General features: G+C 73.0%; 11 protein-coding genes and 1 pseudogene. 11 read left to right on the forward strand and 1 reads right to left on the reverse strand.

The genetic code is table 11. The annotated features are described in order from the left end of the window. Positions 1-150 precede the first annotated feature (150 nt). From AB0I29_RS03985 to AB0I29_RS04035, 11 genes are all read left to right on the forward strand, one after another. Complete coding sequence (locus tag AB0I29_RS03985) at positions 151-1,029, forward strand: heme o synthase (protein ID WP_036970961.1); 879 nt, start codon at positions 151-153, stop codon at positions 1,027-1,029. Between the two features lie 187 nt (positions 1,030-1,216). Next, positions 1,217-2,068: a CoA ester lyase gene (locus tag AB0I29_RS03990; RefSeq protein ID WP_285102475.1), complete on the forward strand. Its 852-nt coding sequence runs from the start codon at positions 1,217-1,219 to the stop codon at positions 2,066-2,068. A 200-nt stretch (positions 2,069-2,268) separates the two neighbouring features. Beyond that, positions 2,269-3,165: a site-specific tyrosine recombinase XerD gene (gene xerD / locus AB0I29_RS03995; RefSeq protein WP_285102474.1), complete on the forward strand. Its 897-nt coding sequence runs from the start codon at positions 2,269-2,271 to the stop codon at positions 3,163-3,165. Between the two features lie 111 nt (positions 3,166-3,276). Beyond that, the gene (locus AB0I29_RS04000) at positions 3,277-4,176 is read left to right on the forward strand and encodes an AAA family ATPase (RefSeq protein ID WP_285102473.1); all 900 of its coding nucleotides are present in this window, start codon (positions 3,277-3,279) and stop codon (positions 4,174-4,176) included. Positions 4,177-4,303: 127 nt separating this feature from the next. Beyond that, positions 4,304-5,170: a ScpA family protein gene (locus tag AB0I29_RS04005; RefSeq protein WP_357478976.1), complete on the forward strand. Its 867-nt coding sequence runs from the start codon at positions 4,304-4,306 to the stop codon at positions 5,168-5,170. Next, positions 5,167-5,826 carry an SMC-Scp complex subunit ScpB gene (locus tag AB0I29_RS04010; protein ID WP_285102283.1) on the forward strand — a complete coding sequence of 220 codons (660 nt, stop codon included), beginning with the start codon at positions 5,167-5,169 and terminating at the stop codon, positions 5,824-5,826. The genes AB0I29_RS04005 and AB0I29_RS04010 overlap by 4 nt, the downstream gene beginning before the upstream one ends. A gap of 73 nt (positions 5,827-5,899) precedes the next feature. Then, entirely contained in the window at positions 5,900-6,862 is a 963-nt protein-coding gene (locus AB0I29_RS04015) for a pseudouridine synthase (RefSeq protein WP_285102282.1), read from the forward strand. 73 nt (positions 6,863-6,935) lie between these two features. Beyond that, complete coding sequence (gene cmk, locus AB0I29_RS04020; RefSeq protein WP_285102281.1) at positions 6,936-7,673, forward strand: (d)CMP kinase; 738 nt, start codon at positions 6,936-6,938, stop codon at positions 7,671-7,673. A gap of 64 nt (positions 7,674-7,737) precedes the next feature. Next, on the forward strand, positions 7,738-9,282 hold the full coding sequence (der, locus tag AB0I29_RS04025; protein ID WP_285102280.1) for a ribosome biogenesis GTPase Der: 1,545 nt from the start codon (positions 7,738-7,740) through the stop codon (positions 9,280-9,282). A gap of 93 nt (positions 9,283-9,375) precedes the next feature. After that, on the forward strand, positions 9,376-10,368 hold the full coding sequence (gene lgt, locus AB0I29_RS04030; RefSeq protein WP_285102279.1) for a prolipoprotein diacylglyceryl transferase: 993 nt from the start codon (positions 9,376-9,378) through the stop codon (positions 10,366-10,368). Positions 10,369-10,535: 167 nt separating this feature from the next. Next, complete coding sequence (locus AB0I29_RS04035) at positions 10,536-11,792, forward strand: MFS transporter (RefSeq protein WP_357478300.1); 1,257 nt, start codon at positions 10,536-10,538, stop codon at positions 11,790-11,792. Between the two features lie 30 nt (positions 11,793-11,822). Here the strand turns inward: AB0I29_RS04035 and AB0I29_RS04040 are convergent. Next, positions 11,823-12,214, reverse strand: a pseudogene (locus AB0I29_RS04040) (DUF4232 domain-containing protein). Positions 12,215-12,370 lie beyond the last annotated feature (156 nt).

Below are 12,370 nucleotides of genomic sequence, written 5' to 3' on the forward strand. Positions count from 1 at the left end.
ACCAGGTGCGTCATCGACTTCCTGCCTCTCCCGAACGGAACTGCGACGCGCGTGAGAACGAGCCACCTGACGAACGGCCAGACCGCGCGTCCCCAGACGTCCGTCCCCGAGGCCGCGGCCGGCGTCGAGCAGCGTCCCGGGGGATGGTTCATGCGCCGCGCGGGCGCGTACGTCGCCCTGACCAAGCCGCGCGTCATCGAGCTGCTGCTCGTGACGACCGTGCCGACCATGATCCTGGCGGCCGACGGCCTGCCCAGCTTCTGGCTGATCGTCGCCACGCTGATCGGCGGCGCCGGCGCCGCGGGCAGCGCGAACGCGTTCAACATGTGGTGGGACCGGGACATCGACCAGGTCATGAACCGGACCAAGAAGCGTCCGCTGGCCACGGGGGAGATCACGCCGCGCGCCGGTCTGGTGTTCGCCTCGATCCTCGGCCTGCTGTCGCTCGCGTGGTTCGCGCTCGTCATCAACTGGGCCGCGATGTGGCTCACGCTGGGCGCCATCGCGATCTACGTCGTGGGCTACACGATGATCCTCAAGCGCCGCACCCCGCAGAACATCGTGTGGGGCGGCATCGCCGGCTGCATGCCGGTGTTCATCGGCTGGGCCTCGGTCACCGGCGGGCTGAGCTGGGCCGCGCTGGCGCTGTTCGGCATCATCTTCTTCTGGACGCCGCCGCACTACTGGCCGCTGTCGATCAAGTTCAAGAAGGACTACGCGAACGCCAACGTGCCGATGCTCCCCGTGGTCAGCGACGACAAGCGCGTCGCGGCCGAGATGGTGGGCTACACGATCGCGATGATCGCCTGCTCGCTGGCGCTGACCCCGCTCGCGGGCATGTCGTGGGTGTACACCGTGGTGGCCGCCGTGCTGGGTGGCTGGTTCCTCTGGTCCACGATCGCGATGCTGCGCCGGGCGCAGGGCAAGGCCAGCGGCAAGCTGGGCGCCATGAAGGTGTTCCACGGCTCCATCACCTACCTGTCGCTGCTCTTCGTGGCGGTCGCGGTGGACGTCTTCCTGCCCTTCTGAGCTCCGGACCAGACCTCTGCATAGCGGTGGTCATGATTCGGCCTGCACCCTGGTGGCCACCTAGGCTGAGCGCGTGACCGAGACCCCAGCCGACCGAACCACCGACCCTGCCGAACAGCCGGCCGCGCAGTCCGCGGGCTACTCCTCGGGCCTGCCGACGGCGTCCGCCGTCGTCCCCGAGGCCGACCTGGCGCCGCGCCGGGCGGCCCGCGAGAAGTCGCGCGTCGCCCCCGACTACGCGCGTGCCTGGCTCCTGCTCTCCGCGATGCGGACCGAGCTCTTCGACAAGGCGCAGCTCTCCCGGGCGGACCAGGTGATCCTCGACTGCGAGGACGCGATCGACGACTCCCTGAAGGACGAGGCGCGCGAGAACGTCATCCGCTGGATCAAGAGCGGCGGCAGCGCCTGGGTCCGGATCAACGACCGCAAGGCGCCGTCCTGGGCCGACGACGTGGCCTACCTGCGCGGCCTCGAGGGCCTCAACGGCGTGATGCTCGCCAAGACCGAGAGCGCGGACGACGTCATCGACACCGCGCAGCGGCTCGGCGGCGACGTGCCCGTCATCCCGCTCGTGGAGTCGGCCCTCGGCATCGAGGAGGCCGTGCACATCGCCCGGGCGCGCGGCGCGTTCCGGCTCGCGTTCGGCTCCGGCGACTACCGCCGCGACACCGGCGCCGCCAACGAGCCCATGGCCATGGCCTACCCGCGCACGCGCCTCGTGGTCGCCAGCCGCATCGGCGGCCTGCCGGGCCCGGTGGACGGCCCCACGGTCGGCTCGTCCCACGCGCTGCTGCGCGAGCAGTCGGCCGACGCCGTCAACCTCGGCATGACCGGCAAGCTCTGCCTGGACTTCGAGCAGTCGGGCGTCATCAACGAGTCCTTCGCGCCCACGTCGTCCGACGTGGCCTGGGCCGTCGACTTCTTCGCCGAGTTCGAGGCCGCGGGCTCCGTGATCCGCGACGGCAGCGACAAGCCCCGCCTGGCCCGCGCCCAGGTGATCCGCTCGCGCGCCGAGCTGTTCGGCATCAACCCGGCGTGACCTCCCGCGGGTGAGCGATCCCGCCTGAGCCGTCGGCGGGTTCGGCCTCGCGTCGCCGCCGCCCGGCGTGGCCCGCCCGTGGGGCGGGCCACGCTCGGCATGATGGGCCGGTGTCCACCGCACTGGCCCATCTGTCGTCCCGCGAGAACCAGCCCGCCACCCCGTCCGCCCCGGTCGAGGGCGGCCGGCTCGACCGCGCGCTGCGGGACTACCTCGCGCACCTGAGCGTGGAGCGGGGCCTCTCGGCCAACACCGTCGCGGCCTACCGGCGCGACCTCGTGCGGTACGCGGCGTTCCTCGACGCGGCGGGCCGGGGCGGCCTGGCGGGGATCACCGAGTCCGACGTGACGAGTTTCGTCGAGGCCGTGCGCGAGGGGTCCGACGGCGGCCGGCCGCTGTCGCCGTCGTCGACGGCCCGCGCCCTGGCCGCCGTGCGCGGCTGGCACAGGTTCGCGCAGGCCGAGGGCCTGGCGGTCGAGGACCCGTCCGCCGACGTGCGGGCGCCCACCCAGCTGCGGCGGCTGCCGCACGCGCTGTCCGTGGACGACGTCGCCGGGCTGCTCGACGCCGCCGGTGCGGGCGACGGGCCGCTGCCCCTGCGCGACCGGGCCCTGCTGGAGCTGCTGTACGCGACCGGGGCGCGGATCTCCGAGATCGTCGGGCTGGACGTCGACGGCGTGGGGGACTCCACCGCCGTCCGGCTCCTCGGCAAGGGCTCCAAGGAGCGGGTGGTGCCCGTGGGGTCGTTCGCGCGCGACGCCCTGGAGGCCTACCTCGTGCGGGCCCGCCCCGCGCTGGCCGCCGCGGGCCGTGGCACGCCCGCCCTGTTCCTCAACACGCGCGGCGCCCGCATGTCCCGGCAGACGGCGTGGGCCGCCCTGCAGGCCGCGGCCGGACGGGCCGGCCTGACGGAGCACGTCTCGCCGCACACCCTGCGGCACTCGTTCGCGACCCACCTGCTGTCCGGCGGTGCCGACGTGCGCGTGGTCCAGGAGCTGCTCGGGCACGCGTCGGTCACGACCACGCAGATCTACACGATGGTCACGCCCGACGCCCTGCGCGAGGTCTACGCCGCCGCGCACCCGCGGGCCCGCTGACCGCCCGGCACCGAACCACGCCACGCCGGGGCTCCGAGCCGGGCGGTGCCCACACTCTGGTATAGCGTGGCGGGCGTGAGCGAGGCACCCAGCCAGGAGGGAGCGAGCACGATGACCGACATTCTTCTCGGCAAGACGGTCGTCGGCGGTGCACCCACGGACTCGGAGATCGTGCGCGACGTCGTGGGGCGGGTCATGCCCGACCTGCCCGTGCCGGCGCCCCTGGCGAGTCACGGCCCGGCGCGCATCATCGCGATGTGCAACCAGAAGGGCGGGGTCGGCAAGACCACGACCACGATCAACCTCGGCGCGTGCCTGGCCGAGTACGGCCGCAAGGTGCTGCTGGTCGACTTCGACCCGCAGGGCGCCGCGTCGGTCGGCATCGGGGTCAACCCGCACGAGCTCGACCTGACGATCTACAACCTGCTCATGGAGCGAGGCGTGGACGTCCAGGACGTGCTGATCCCGTCCGGCATCGAGAACCTCGACGTGCTGCCGGCGAACATCGACCTGTCGGCCGCGGAGGTGCAGCTCGTGGGCGAGGTCGCCCGGGAGTCGGTGCTCGCGCGTGCGCTGCGTCCGGTGATCGACGACTACGACGTGATCCTCATCGACTGCCAGCCGAGCCTCGGCCTGCTCACCGTCAACGCCCTGACGGCGGCGCACGGCGTGCTGATCCCGCTGGAGTGCGAGTTCTTCGCGCTGCGCGGCGTCGCGCTGCTGGTGGAGACCATCGAGAAGGTGCGGGACCGGCTCAACCCCGCCCTGGAGATCGACGGTATCCTCCCCACCATGTACGACTCGCGCACCCTCCACTCCCGGGAGGTCGTGGCCCGGGTGCACGAGGCCTTCGGCGACACGCTGCTGCACTCGATCATCGGGCGCACGGTGAAGTTCCCCGACGCCACGGTCGCCGCCGAGCCCATCACCGCGTACGCCCCGGGTCACCCGGGTGCCGCCGCGTACCGTCAGCTCGCCCGGGAGCTCGTGGCCCGTGGCGACGCTGCCTGAGGTGCTGCCGGACGTGGTGCCCGAGGTACTGGAGGCCGCTGCCGCCCCGGAAGCGGAGCCCGGGGCGCTGACGGCCGAGCAGGCACCGGCGCCCGAGGAGCAGCCCGCCGAGCGGTCGTCGTCCCGCATGTTCCAGGTGCGGCTGCACAACTTCGAGGGCCCGTTCGACCTGCTGCTGTCGCTCATCGCGAAGCACCAGATGGACGTCACCGAGGTGGCGCTCGCCGTGGTGACCGACGAGTTCGTCGCGCACATCCGCGAGGCGGAGCGGGCCTCCCGCGAGGCCGCCGAGCGCGGCGAGGTGCACGAGTCGTGGGACCTCGGCGTGGCCAGCGAGTTCCTGGTCATCGCCGCGACCCTGCTGGACCTCAAGGCCGCGCGCCTGCTGCCCGGCGTCGTCGACGAGGACGCGGAGGACCTGGAGCTGCTCGAGGCGCGCGACCTGCTGTTCGCGCGGCTGCTGCAGTACCGCGCCTACAAGGAGGTCTCGAAGGTCCTCGCGGAGCAGATGGCGTCGTCCGGACGCCGCGTGCCTCGCCTGGCGCCGCTCGAGCCGCACCTGGCCGCGATCCTGCCGGAGCTGGTCTGGGACACGACGGGGGAGCGGCTCGCGGAGCTGGCCGCGAAGGTGCTCGCGCCCAAGCCGCCGCCCGTGGTGGGCCTGGCCCACCTGCACGGCTCCGCGGTGAGCGTGCGCGAGGAGGCCGGCGTGATCGTCCGGCGCCTGCGGGAGGAGCACTCGGTCACGTTCCGGTCGCTCACCGCCGGTACGGAGCGCCTCGTGACCGTCGCCCGGTTCCTGGCGCTGCTGGAGCTGTTCCGCGACGCGCTGGTCGGGTTCGAGCAGGTCAGCCCGCTGGGCGAGCTGACGGTCCGGTGGACGGCCGGGCCCGACGACGGCGGGAAGTACCTCGACCCGGAGGCGGGCCCGAGCGAGTTCGACGAGGACGACCAGATGGACACCGCACAGCCCGGAACGGAGGCGACAGCATGACGGTCGAGGAACAGGCCCCGCCGGCGGACGCCGCCCCTGAGGCCCCCGCGCCACCCGCGGCCGAGGAGCAGCCCGTCGTCGACGTGCACACGCTCCCGGGCGGCGCGCACGCGGCGGTCGAGGCCGTGCTCATGGTGGCCGACGCTCCGATCGGCGCGGACCGGATCGCGGCGGCGCTGAACCTGACGCAGGACGAGACCGACGACATCCTGCACGAGCTGGCCGACGAGTACGCGGGCCACCTCGGCTCCCGCCCGCGCGGTTTCGAGCTGCGCCGCACGGTGGACGGGTGGCGCATCTACTCGTCCACCGCCCACGCGGACCCCGTGGGGCGCTTCGTGCTGGACGGCCAGTCGGCCAAGCTGAGCCAGGCCGCGCTGGAGACGCTCGCCGTGATCGCGTACCGTCAGCCGGTGTCGCGCGGCCAGATGAGTGCGGTACGCGGCGTGAGCGTCGACGGCGTCGTGCGCACCCTGCTGACCCGCGGGCTGATCGCCGAGATCGGTCAGGACCCGAGCTCGGGTGCGGTTCTGTTCGGAACCACGGGATACTTCTTGGAGCGGATGGACTTCTCGTCGCTCGACGAGCTGCCCCCGCTGGCGCCGCACCTGCCGGATCTCGACATGATCGACGGCCTCGACGGGCTGGACTCCTAGTCCTGCCCGAGGCCTGCACGACGGGTTTCGCGCGCCCCTTTCCGAGATCTTCCGACGTACCGAGAGACGAATCATGAGCAACGAACGCCGCGGCGGGAGCCGCCGCGAGTCCGGTGACGGGCAGCAGCCCCGCCGTCCCGCCCGATCGGGCGGCCAGTCCGGCAACCGATCCGGTGGCCAGTCCGGCAAGCAGGGTGGACGGCAGGGCCAGAACTTCCGTGGGGGCAGCTCCGCGAAGAGCCGCGCGCAGGCGAACCAGCCGCGCCGTCGGCCCGCGAAGCCCACGGAGCCGGCCCGGGACGTGCACGTCGAGGACGGTGTGCGCCTGCAGAAGGTGCTCGCGCAGGCGGGGCTGGGCTCGCGCCGCGCGTCCGAGGAGCTGATCGCGAACGGGCACGTCGAGGTGGACGGCCAGCTCGTCACCGAGCTGGGCGTGCGGGTGGACCCCGCCACCGCCGTCATCCACGTGGACGGGCTGCGCATCCAGCTCGACCAGGCCAAGGTGACGATCGCGCTGAACAAGCCCCTGGGCGTGGTGTCCACGATGGACGACCCCAAGGGCCGCCCGACGGTCGCGGACCTGATCAGGAACCGCGAGGAGCGCCTGTTCCACGTGGGCCGGCTCGACGCGGACAGCGAGGGCCTGCTGCTCCTGACGAACGACGGCGAGCTCGCCAACCGCCTGTCGCACCCGAAGTACGAGATCGCCAAGACGTACCTCGTGACGGTCGAGGGCGAGGTGTACCCGCGCATCGGCCGCGAGCTCCTGAAGGGTGTGGAGCTGGAGGACGGCACGGCCAAGATGGACGCCGTGCACGTGCTCCAGCAGATCGACGGCTTCGCGATGCTGGAGGTCGTCCTGCACGAGGGCCGCAACCGGATCGTGCGCCGGATGTTCGACGCCGTCGGGCACCCCGTGACGCGGCTGGTGCGCACCCGGATCGGCCCGATCCCGCTGGGCGACCTGAAGGCCGGCCGCACCCGCGTGCTCGGCCGCACGGAGCTCGGCACCCTGATGAACGCGGTCGACCTGTAACCTCTCCCGCTGAGTGCTGGCTGTTTGTGGCTGACGAGCACTCCGAAGCGCAGATACCCAGCACTCAACGGAAGTGAGCGAACCTGTGACCAGCCCTGTAGTGATCGCCATCGACGGACCGTCGGGCTCCGGCAAGTCGAGCGTGTCGAAGGCGGTCGCCGCGCGGCTCGGCCTGGCCTACCTCGACACGGGGGCCATGTACCGGGCGGCCACGGTGTGGAGCATGGAGACGGCGGACCTGGCGGACGCCGCGTCGGTCACCACCGCGGTCCGGGCGATGCCGCTGGTCATGGGGCTGGACCCGGCCGCGCCGGGCGTCGAGCTGGACGGCCGGGACGTCGCCGTGACGATCCGCAGCACCGAGGTCACGACCAATGTGTCGAAGGTGGCGTCCAACCTCGACGTGCGGGCCGAGCTCAAGCGGCTCCAGCGCGCGATCATCGACCAGGAGTCCGACGTGACCCGGGCCGTGCAGGCCGCCGGCCGGGGGATCGTGGCCGAGGGCCGCGACATCACCACGGTCGTGGCGCCCGACGCCGACGTCCGCGTGCTGCTCACCGCCTCGGAGGAGGCGCGCCTGCGCCGCCGCTCCCTGGAGGTGCACGGCGCCGCCGACGCCGGCGCCGTCGAGGCCACGAAGGACCAGGTGCTGCGCCGCGACCAGGACGACGCGAAGGTGACGCAGTTCCTCGTCGCCGCGGACGGCGTCGTGACCGTCGACTCCAGCGACCTCGACTTCGAGCAGACGGTCGACGCCGTGCTGGCGGTCGTCACCCAGGTGACGGGACGCGAGGTCGCGCCTTCCGCCTGAGGAGCGACGCAGGTCATATGCCCGCGGGTCGGCCTGAGCGCGCGGGGCCTGCGACAATGGGGGCATGACCCACGACTCCTCTGCATCTGAGGCTGCCCTGGACGCGGCGGCCCGAGACGATGCTGCCCTGGACGCTGCCGCCCCGGTCGCACCCGACCTCGACCTCACCGAGACCGAGGACGACGTCGCGCGCGAGCGCGCCCTGCGCGTCGGCCTCGAGGAGTTCGAGCTCGACGAGGAGGACCAGGCGCTCCTGGACTCCGAGTGGTCCGACGAGGAGTCCGAGGCCGAGCAGATCCTGCCGGTGCTCGCGATCATCGGGCGGCCGAACGTCGGCAAGTCGACCCTGGTGAACCGCATCCTCGGCCGCCGCGAGGCGGTCGTGGAGGACAAGCCGGGTGTGACGCGCGACCGCGTCTCCTACCCGGCCGAGTGGGCCGGCCGCCGGTTCATGCTCGTGGACACGGGCGGCTGGGAGGTCGACGTCGCCGGCATCGAGTCCAAGGTGGCGGAGCAGGCCGAGGTTGCGATCTCCCTCGCCGACGCCGTCGTCTTCGTCGTCGACGCCGCCGTGGGCGCCACCGCGACCGACGAGCGGGTCGTGGAGCTGCTGCGCCGCTCCGGCAAGCCCGTCGTGCTGTGCGCCAACAAGGTGGACGGCGCCTCGGGCGAGGCGGACGCGACCTACCTCTGGGCCCTGGGCCTGGGGGAGCCGTACCCGGTCTCGGCCCTGCACGGTCGCGGCACGGGCGACCTGCTCGACGCCGCGGTCAAGGCCCTGCCCACGAAGTCGGCGCACGGCACGCTGCGGCCCTCGGGCCCGCGCCGCGTGGCGCTCGTCGGCCGGCCGAACGTCGGCAAGTCGTCGCTGCTGAACAAGATCGCCGGCGCGGAGCGCGTCGTCGTCGACGAGGTCGCCGGCACCACGCGGGACCCGGTCGACGAGCTGATCGAGCTGCGCGGCATCCCGTACTGGTTCGTCGACACCGCCGGCATCCGCCGTCGTGTGCACCAGACCAAGGGCGCCGACTTCTACGCGTCGCTGCGCACGGCTGCCGCCATCGAGAAGGCCGAGGTCGGCGTCGTCCTGGTGGACGCGTCCGCCCCGCTGACCGAGCAGGACATCCGCGTGATCCAGCAGGTCGTGGACTCCGGTCGCGCGCTGGTGATCGCGTACAACAAGTGGGACCTCATGGACGAGGACCGCCGCCCCTACCTCGAGCGCGAGATCGAGAAGGAGCTGGTGCAGATCCAGTGGGCGCCGCGCGTCAACCTGTCGGCCCGCACGGGCTGGCACAGCGAGCGCCTGGTGCCGGCGATCGAGCGGTCGCTCGCGTCCTGGGACCGCCGGGTGCCCACGGGCAAGCTCAACTCGTTCCTCGGTGAGCTCGTGGCCGCGCACCCGCACCCGCTGCGTGGTGGCAAGCAGTCGCGCATCCTGTTCGCGACGCAGGCCTCGACGCGTCCGCCGCGGTTCGTCATCTTCGCCACGGGGTTCATCGAGGCCGGCTACCGCCGGTTCATCGAGCGCCGCCTGCGCGAGACGTTCGGTTTCGAGGGCACGCCCATCGAGATCTCGGTGCGGGTGCGCGAGAAGCGCAAGCGCTGAGCCGCCGGCCCGGCATGCGGCTCGGGGTGCGGCGCGAGGCGCGGCACGCCGGTCGATGCCCACGTCGGGGCCGGATCGCGGTACCTTCAGGTCGTGCTTCCGGCCAGTATCCCCAGCCCTGACCCGGTGTGGTCCCAGTTCAGCCTGGGCCCCCTCACCATCCACACCTACGCCCTGTGTCTCCTGGCGGGCATCGTCGCCGCCGCGTGGATCACGGACCGGCGGCTCCGCGCGCGCGGAGCCGCCCCCGGGCTCGCCGTCGACGTCGCGATGTGGGCGGTGCCGATCGGCATCGTCGGCGCGCGGATCTACCACGTGCTCACCCACCTGGACGACTTCACCGGTCCCGAGGTCGACGCCTGGGCCTGGGTGCGCATCTGGGAGGGCGGCAACGCGCTGTTCGGCTCGCTGCTCGGCGGCGCGGTCGGCGTCCTGATCGCGTGCCGCATCTCCGGCCTGCGCTTCTGGTCGTTCGCCGACGCCCTCGCGCCCGGCCTGCTGGTGGCCCAGGCGATCGGCCGCCTCGGCAACTACGTGAACCAGGAGCTGTTCGGCCTGCCGACCACGCTGCCCTGGGGCCTGGAGATCCGTTCCGACGCGCCGATGTTCCCCGACGGCACGCCCGCGGGGACGCTGTTCCACCCGTTGTTCCTGTACGAGATGATCTGGAACCTCATCGGGGTGGCGGTGCTCCTGTACGTCGAGCGGCGCGTGGTGCGCCGGAACGAGGCTCTCGCGGCCGACGGCGGCACCCCCGGGGCCGGCCTGCGCTGGGGCCGCATGTTCGGTCTCTATCTCATCTGGTACGGCCTGGGCCGGAGCTGGCTCGAGTCCATCCGGATCGACCCCACGAGCGACGCGCCCCTGGGGGTCCCGGCGAACATCTGGACGTCGGGTGTCGCGGTGCTGCTGGGCATCGTCATCATCGTGGTGCAGGGCCGCCGCCACCCGGAGCCGGAACTCTCGGTCTACGCGCCGGGCCGCGAGCCCGCGGACGAGGACGCCGAGGCGGGCGACGTCGACAAGGCCGCTGAGGCCGACGCGGACGCGAACGCGAGCCCGGTGGACCCGGCCGGGAGCAAGTAGCCCGCCCGAGGCGGGGTGAAGCCCACTCAGCGGGGAGGGTTACGGAGAGCTAGCAGTGCTACCTCTCCGTAACCCTCCCCGCTGCGTCGGCCACCCCGAGGCGCCTGTGCGCACCCTCACAGCTCCTCAGGTTGTTCACCCGGGCATCCATTACGGAGGATGTGGTCATGCCACACTCGCTCCCCGGGGACACGCCTGCGTCCGAACACCTCCCCGTGGGACCGCGTACCTGGTGGCCCGTCGCCGCCGTGCTGCTGGCCATCGCCTGGGGCGGCAACGAGTTCACCCCGCTGCTGGTGATGTACCGCGAGCAGGGGCACCTCGGCGACGTGACGGTCGACGCGCTGCTGGCCGCATACGTGTTCGGCATCGTCCCGGCGCTGCTGCTCGGCGGGCCGCTGTCAGACCGGCACGGCCGTCGTCCGCTCCTGCTGCCCGCCGCGCCCGTGGGAGCACTGGGCTCCCTCGTGCTCGCCCTCGACCCGACCAGCCCGCTCCTGCTCGCCGCCGGCCGCGTGCTGTGCGGCGTCGCGCTCGGGCTGGTGATGGCAGTCGGCAGCACCTGGATCACCGAGCTCAGCGCCCGCACGGGCGACCGCGCCGCCGGCCCGCGCCGAGGCTCCCTGTCGCTCACCATCGGCTTCCTGCTCGGCGCGGGCGTGGCCGCCATGCTCGCCCAGTTCGGGCCCTGGCCCACGCACCTGGCCTACGTCGTGCACGCCGTCGGCGCCCTGGCCGCGGGCGGGTGGCTGCTGCGCGTGCCCGAGACCAACCCCGGGTTGCACCGCGACGACCGCGCGCCGCTGCGGGACGACCTGCGCATCACCGCCGTCGGGCACCGGCGCTTCCTGCGGGTCGTCGTGCCGCTCGCGCCCTGGGTCTTCGGCTGCGGCGGCAGCGCGTACGCGGTGCTGCCCGCCCTGCTCTCCGACCACGCGGGCGAGATCCCCATCGCGTTCGCCGGCGGGATGACGGTGCTCTCGCTCGGCTGCGGCATCGGCATGCAGGCCGTGGCCCGGCGGATCGACACCCCGGCGTCGGCCCGCGCGTCGGTCGTCGCGCTGAGCATCGTCGCCGTCGGGATGGCGCTCGCGGCGTGGGCGGCGATCTCGCCGTCGCTGCCGCTCGGCGTGCTCGCGGCCGTGGTGCTGGGCACCGGCTACGGGCTGGGCCTCGTCGCGGGGCTCAGCGAGGTCGCGCGCATCGCCGGGCCGGGTCAGCTCGCCGGCCTGACCGCCGTCTTCTACTCGCTGACCTACCTCGGGTTCTTCGCCCCGATGGTGCTCGCGTGGCTGCACACGACCTGGTCGTACGGCCAGATGTTCGGCTTCGGGGCGGCCGCCGCGGCGCTGTGCCTGCTGATCGTCGCGGTCAGCTCCCGCAAGAACCTCCCCCTGGCGGGCGGCGGGCGCGCGGGCCGGTAGCCCTCGCGGACCTGCCCCTGCTGGCCGGTCCTAGCTCGCCGGCTGGAGGGCCTGGACCTGGAGCAGCGACTCGTCCGAGTCGGCGCACGCCGTGAGCGTGAGCTGGTCGTTCCGGACGAACAGGGAGCGCTTCTCGCCCGGCGGGTAGATCCGCAGCCCGTCGGCGGGCGTCTGCCCGCACTCGTCCCCGTAGTTCTCGGCGTTCGAGACCCGGACGACGGCGTGTGCCGAGCCGCCCACGCGAGCGTCACCGTCTCGTGCGGGCTCGACCGGTCGAACGTCGCGGCCTCGCCGATCTGGGTGCCGTCGCCGTCGCCCACGAAGGACACGCCCGGCCAGCCCTGCAGCCAGCACTCGTCCGGCGCCTCGTTCTTCAGCACGACCTCGATCTCGTAGTGCCCGGCTCCGGCGCCGCCCTCCACGGGGACGAGGCTGCCCGCGAGCTCCGGCGTCTGGCAGCGGCCCTCGGTGGCGCCGGCGTCGTCCGTCGATCCCGTTCCGTCCGTCGCGCTCTCCGTCGCGCCGGGCTCCGACGTCTCGTCCGGCGCCTCACCCGAGGGCGATCCCGCCGACGCGGA

The sequence above is a fragment of the Promicromonospora sp. NPDC050262 genome, assembly GCF_040655935.1.
Lineage (GTDB): Bacteria > Actinomycetota > Actinomycetes > Actinomycetales > Cellulomonadaceae > Promicromonospora.